We start from the raw sequence: 5,628 nt of genomic DNA, 5'->3' as shown, positions 1-5,628 counted from the left end.
GCCTCAAACTCTTAACCCCGACTCCCGACTCCCGACTCCCGACTCCCGACTCCCGACTCCCGACTCCCGAATCTTAATTCTAAATTCTAAATTCTTAATTCTAAATTATTAATTCTTAATTGATGAATCCATCTCACCATTCAGGACGTTTGTCCAGAAAAAAATCTTACAGAAGAAACTGGTCAATTCCTCTTTTAGAAGTAATTGCTTTAGCGTTATGGGGAGTTTTATTGTTGAAATCCTGGCTAACTGGTGAGTTAAGCTTATTAATTCATCCCAATTACTTTAGCTTGGTAGTTATCACTGGTTTAATTTTATTGTTAATATCAGGTTTGAGGTTATCCCAACTGCTGAAGTTAGAGCGTCAACACCGCTTAGGTAAGGGAGTAACTAGGCCAGCTGTTCAACATACAACCTTATTTCCCCCTAGTTGGAGTAGTGGCTTCCTAATCGCTACGGCAATGGTTGGTTTAATCGTTACACCCAAAGCATTTACTAGCCAAACCGCACTACACCGGGGTATTGCCGACGCCCCCACCATAACGCGATCGCAACCGCAATCCTTTCGTAGTGCTAGCAATCCTGAGAAGCGCACCCTAATTGAATGGATCAAGCTTTTGAATGTTTATCCTGAACCCGATGCCTATACCGGTCAAAAGGTAAAAGTCGATGGTTTTGTAGTCATTCCTCCTAATCTCCCTCCAGACCATCTCTTAATTTCTCGGTTTGTGATTACCTGTTGTGCTGCTGACGCTTATCCTTTAGGTTTGCCAGTAAAACTTAATGAAAACCGTAATGATTATCCGTCTGATACTTGGATCGAGGTTGAAGGTAACATGATTACTGAAACCCTGGATGATAAACGCCAGCTGGTGATTGAAGCCAGTGGGATTAAGAAAATTCCTGAACCGGAAAATCCTTATTATTACTAAACTTCCCACACTACATTTCCCCACACTTTCCAGACAACCGCCAAGACCCATTTGGTGTCACGGTAGTTGGATTAGCGGTCAGAAAGATATTGCCATCAGCATCAATCATCAAGCCTTGAGCTTCTATAATCCGTTTTGGCTTAGGGGTAGTGGGGGGCTTAACGGGGGGATTCACCAATGCCGTACGGGAGCGATAACGTCCACGAGCAGAGGGGCGGCGTAGGTCTTCCCAATGGCTATTGCTGCTAATTTCACCTGGGCGAGGGGGTAAGCCGCCACGTCCAGTATTGATCAACCTACTGCCAGTGCTATTACCCGGTTGACAGCCCTGGTCAAATTGAGCCTTGCCCGGTTCCGTGGGTAAGCTGTTTGGTTCGCGCTCCAGAAAGTCATTGTTAGTGTTGAGAGTTACATCACCGTCTGTGCTACCAGTCGCATCTATATCATTGGTGCCATTATCTGGTAAAGCTGGGCGCTCTTCAATATCACCAAAGATGCTGAAGGCATTGATAATTATATTACCTCCTTGACCCATGGGAGCTTTAGCAATGATATCGCTACCATTACCACTAGTTGCGGGAAAAGCAATTAGTAATGGGTCATCATTAGGATTATCATTACGGTTATTATCAATAGTTATATTACCTCCGTTAGCATCTGATAAAGCCTCTAAAGCCTCTGCGGATATCAGGCTTTCGTTTTTGATCTGTATTAGGTCTGATATGTTTAGTGTGATATTTGCTCCTGGTTCACCAGTTGTGGGAGTTTGAGCAGTTTTAGCTTCTAGTGTTCCATTGTTGAGCAACAAAGAATTAGCATTAATTATCAAATTGCCAGCTATCCCTTTATCGCTGGTTACGGTTATTATCCCTTCATCCTCAACCTTCAGGGAATCAGTATGTATGGTGATTGTACCGGCTTGATCAGTCGCTTGATCTCCTGCAGCGCTGGAAATGACTCCATCATTAACAGTTAGTGTATTGGTGGTTAATATAATATCTCCACCTCTCCCATTGCCGTTCGTGCTAGCATCTATGCTCCCACCATTAGTCATAGAAATGGAGTTAGTTTTAATTTCAATCTCACCACCATTGCCTATCCCTCCTGATGACACACTACTGAATACACCACTCGGACATGCAGATCTATCGCACTCAAGGGGGTTGTCATCACTCCTTATCCCATCTAAGATGACCTGATCTGCCTTAATTGTCACCTTACCCCCATTTCCTTTTCCTACTATATCAGAAATAATGCCAGCACCATTGGTTAGAAAAAGTGACCCAGTTTCTATGGAGACATCGCCGCTATTACCCTCGCCCGTTTTGTTAACCCTACTGAGGATAGAACGAGGACCTTTATCCAAGGTGACTGTCTCCGTAGCAAAAATCTCTACCTCACCTGCATCCCCTTTCCCTAGGGTGTTGGATTGCAGCGAGCCATTAGTTAAAATAACAGACCTTGCCTCAATCTTAATATCACCAGCATTACCTATACCTCCTCCCTCCACACTAGTGACAGCAGTACCAAATTGGGCACTTCCGATACCGCCAAAGGTCACTTGATCACGGGCAAAAATTTCAATATTCCCGGAGTTACCAATGGAGTCGTCATTGGGCGATAGATCTCCAAGTCTGACTTGCATTTGAGCGCCACCAGTTACAAACAAGGAACCTGTGCTAATCGAAATACCACCACTGTTACCTTCGGCACCTTCTCTGATAATATTGACTGGACCAGTTACTCGATCAGTGAATGTCTTTCGTCGATCTGGTGATAATCCGTCAAAGGTAACTGTGTCATCCGCAACAATGGTAATTTTCCCAGCATCTGCTTGACCAAAGGTACTGGTTTCGATTTGAGCACCGCCTGTGGCAAAGAGTGACCCAGTATCGATAGTGATATCCCCAGCTTTTTCGGTGCCAAAGGTATTGCTAATAATGAAACTTTTGTCACTTTCAAGGGATATTTGACCATTTGTAATCAAGGTAATATCCCCTGCTGTCCCAGAAGCGGAAGAGGCATCAATCCGTTCGCTTATTTCAATCCCACCACGATAATCAATCAAGACCGAGCCACCATTTCCTGAAAACCTCTGGCTATTCAATATCTTGAAGTTATTTTTATCCGTACCGTCACCAGTCAGAATTGAACTAATTTTAAGGGTATCACTAACTAAGGATGGGTTAGGTTGATACTGATTCGTTAACAATACCAGTCCATTGGGAACATTAATCGAGACCTCGCCAATTTCGATATTTGCACTAGTAGCAGCACTGCCAAAGTTAGGCGCAAGGTTACCACTATCAGTATTTCCTGGAAAACCGCCCAGTAATGTCCAATCGATGCCAGCCCGGATATCTAAGGTAGGTTTGTTACTGCCATCAATCACTACAGAGGTTCCCGCTTTGTCCGATAAGGTCACATTGGCTAGACTAGCCAAGAACGGATTGGAGTTATTAGGGCTAATCCCTTTGTTAGCTGTATCGGTAGAGTTAATTTCGATGTCACCAACGGTAACACTCCCTCCTGCCAAAATATGCAATGATGCTCCGGTATAGTTTCCTAAACTGACATCCCCATTGGCCAGAATAATGGGATCCTGCACACTGACTAACGTCAGAGGTGACCCATCCAACTGCTCAATGGTGAGATTTCCGCCAACGGTATAGTTAGCATCCCCTGCGATGGGATTTTGCGATCGCAACTGTAAATCATTAGCAGCCAATAAACCGCTATCGGAATGGTTATTTGCTGTAATATTAATTGACTGATTCCCCTCAATTAACAGCGAAGCACCTGCTGACACCCTCAAGGGTTGCGCTACACTATCGCTAATGGTGACCGTATCTTCTGCCAACAGAGTCACATTCCGACCAGCCTCCAGTTGACCCTGTAAATCCAGGTTGCCAGCCGCGAGAGTTAAATCTTGTCCTACTGCTAAATTCCCAGCATTTGTAATTGTTGTCCTGGGGTCATCTTGGCCATACTGCAATCCTGGAGTAATATTAATGGTTAACAGTGGCGGGGCTTGTGGGGATGTGGCACTAAACTCTTGCCCATCACCGAATACCAAACTATTAGCAGTAGACGCAAAAAACGAACCAGCGACATCTAATCTGGCTTGGGATCCAAACACAATACCATTGGGATTGAGCAAAAACAGATTAGCTGATCCATCTACTCCCAAAGTGCCGAGAATATTGGATAGATTCCCCCCGGTTACCCGTGTTAAAATATTGTCGATACCAGAAGGATTAGCAAAATAAACCCGTTGTAGTTCCCCAACATTAAATTCCTGGAAACTGTGAAATAGGTTAGCCCCTCGTGTTGCGCCACCTTCGATCACATCTCCTATTTCTCCTCGGACAGTGGTATTAGGTATTACCACAGACCCTTCTGCACCCAATGTCCCATCCGGAACTATGTCAGCCAAGGCATAGTTTCCCGAAATACCTACAGTTACCCCACCCAGAGTGAGCGACATTGCTGTAGCCAAGCTTCTGGTAAGGGTGAGCACCCGCTTTCCTGCTCCCATATTCAGTTCAAGTTATTTTTTGCGTTCGCTTAGCGGCTCCTGGGTCGCATCGCGTTAGAGTTATTCTATCAATAAATCGGTTGATGTAATTGTAAGCATTCAGCTATCAGCCATTCCCGTAGCGTGGCCAACGGCCAAGGCCAAACACTGACTCCTGAGTGCTGACATTAAACATGCTGCCGGATATTTTTGTTCATTTTCATATAAAATTCCTCCTTGTTGGCATTATCCGGAAGCCCAGCTGTTTGACCATCACCAAGCTCCATAATAATCCAATCATCATTAGTCTTCTTAGCAATATCCATGGTTAAAAAATTACTATCTATTGCTTTGGCAACTTCAATAAAAGGCGTGAGGTCTAGTATTGTATCACCATAGTCACCTTCATCCCAGTAATTAAACAGTTTTACCAATTTGCCAAAAACAAAGAATAGTCTATACTCTTTGGTCAATGGCATACCACTTTTTGAATGTTTTGTTAAAAATTCCAGTTGTTCAAATTTGCGGAACACCAGCCCTTCATTCAATGCCGAACCTCGCAGCTCTATAAACCTTTCTACTATCTTCTTAACGTTATCTTTATTGGATGCATCTGGAATAAAGCAGGCTTCATGCCAGTTATGCTTTTCTGATTTTACATAATCCTTTACAATAATAGGAGCGTTGCCAAACTCATCGGTCAGGGAATTAATCACTTCAAACTTAGTCATTTCCTGACCCACTGTCCAATTCGATTTTGGAGTTAAAGCCTTTATTTTTGGATAATACTCAGGTAAATAGTGACAATATTTGAATTCTGCTGGAGTATTGATAAGTTTGAGATTCTTGTTTAAAAGTCCATCATAAAGTAACCCATAGGATGAAGGCGTTAACATCCATCCACGATAAATAGCTAATTCCTCAACTTCGGCATTTTCCACATACCTTAATGCACGACCTACCTTGCCATCAGTCAAGTCTTCAAAGCTGAAGAGGGAAGTTTTGAAGCCAGCTCCAATAGCAGCTTTTCTCTCGTCTTCGTAATCAGGTTCTATCAGTTTATGCTCAAAAACGCGATCGCAAAATATTACTCTCATTTCTCTCTCCTCTCCCCAAACTATTCCCCCGATTCCCGATTCCCGATTCCCGTTCCCCTCCTGGGAGGGGTTAGGGGTGGGT

Annotated in this window: 3 protein-coding genes; 1 reads left to right on the top strand and 2 read right to left on the bottom strand. The window is 43.8% G+C overall.

Annotated features, from left to right (window positions below):
* The first annotated feature begins 122 nt into the window (after positions 1-122).
* Positions 123-932 (top strand): TIGR03943 family putative permease subunit, encoded by an 810-nt coding sequence (locus tag AC4II3_RS30800; protein WP_488015855.1) that lies wholly within the window; start codon positions 123-125, stop codon positions 930-932.
* Between the two features lie 10 nt (positions 933-942).
* On the opposite strand, the gene AC4II3_RS30795 is transcribed toward AC4II3_RS30800, so the two are convergent.
* Both AC4II3_RS30795 and AC4II3_RS30790 read right to left on the bottom strand, forming a co-directional pair.
* The gene (locus tag AC4II3_RS30795; protein WP_488029777.1) at positions 943-4,470 is read right to left on the bottom strand and encodes a two-partner secretion domain-containing protein; all 3,528 of its coding nucleotides are present in this window, start codon (positions 4,468-4,470) and stop codon (positions 943-945) included.
* 167 nt (positions 4,471-4,637) lie between these two features.
* Positions 4,638-5,546, bottom strand: a complete 909-nt coding sequence (locus AC4II3_RS30790) for an ATP-grasp domain-containing protein (protein ID WP_488017348.1) — start codon at positions 5,544-5,546, stop codon at positions 4,638-4,640.
* Positions 5,547-5,628 lie beyond the last annotated feature (82 nt).

This window comes from Moorena sp. (genome assembly GCF_982860115.1).
Note: the sequence above shows the minus strand (reverse complement) of the source record. Positions and strands in the feature narration are given on the sequence as shown.